1 protein-coding gene is annotated in these 521 nt (G+C 71.8%); it reads right to left on the bottom strand.

Annotated elements, in window-relative coordinates:
* A partial coding sequence (locus MOV74_RS40115) for a deoxyribodipyrimidine photo-lyase (protein ID WP_246933098.1) occupies nt 1-521 on the bottom strand: 521 nt, incomplete at both ends.

Raw genomic sequence — 521 nt, 5'->3', positions numbered from 1 at the left:
TAGCGCCGCGCGGTGTGCTTGAGGAAGTCGCGCAGGCGCGTGCGGGCCGAGGCCTCGCCCGGTGTCCAGCTCTCGCGCAGGCCGCCCGCCCAGTCGGGTTTGGTCGGCTCAAGCTTCCAGCTCTCCAGCCTGTCGCTCGCAATTGTCGCAGCCGGGCGAAGCTCTCTCGGAGCAGACAACGGTTTTGGCGGATCGCCGAGCGACAGCACGCGCCGCCAGAACGGCGTGAACACGCGCAGGCCGCGGCCTTCCTTGGTGCGGATCGCCGAGGGCGGGACAAGGAGGTCGCCAGGGAAGCTCTGCGAATCGATGCCGAGCCTTGCCAGCGCCGCTTCGAGCTGGCGCTCAACCGCCTGATGCGGCGCCTGCGCGATCCCGTTCCAGTAGACGGCCCGGGCGCCGCTCTCCCGCACCACCTCGGGGATCACCCTGGCCGCAGGTCCCCCACGCAGGACCAGCGATCCGCCGCGCGCGGCGATGTCGGCTCCGAGCGCCCGCAGCGACTGCGCCAGCCACCAGCA

The sequence above is a fragment of the Bradyrhizobium sp. SHOUNA76 genome, from assembly GCF_023006445.1.
Lineage (GTDB): Bacteria > Pseudomonadota > Alphaproteobacteria > Rhizobiales > Xanthobacteraceae > Bradyrhizobium.
The sequence above is the reverse complement of the archived record's forward strand: the minus strand, read 5'-3'. Positions and strand labels throughout refer to the sequence as shown.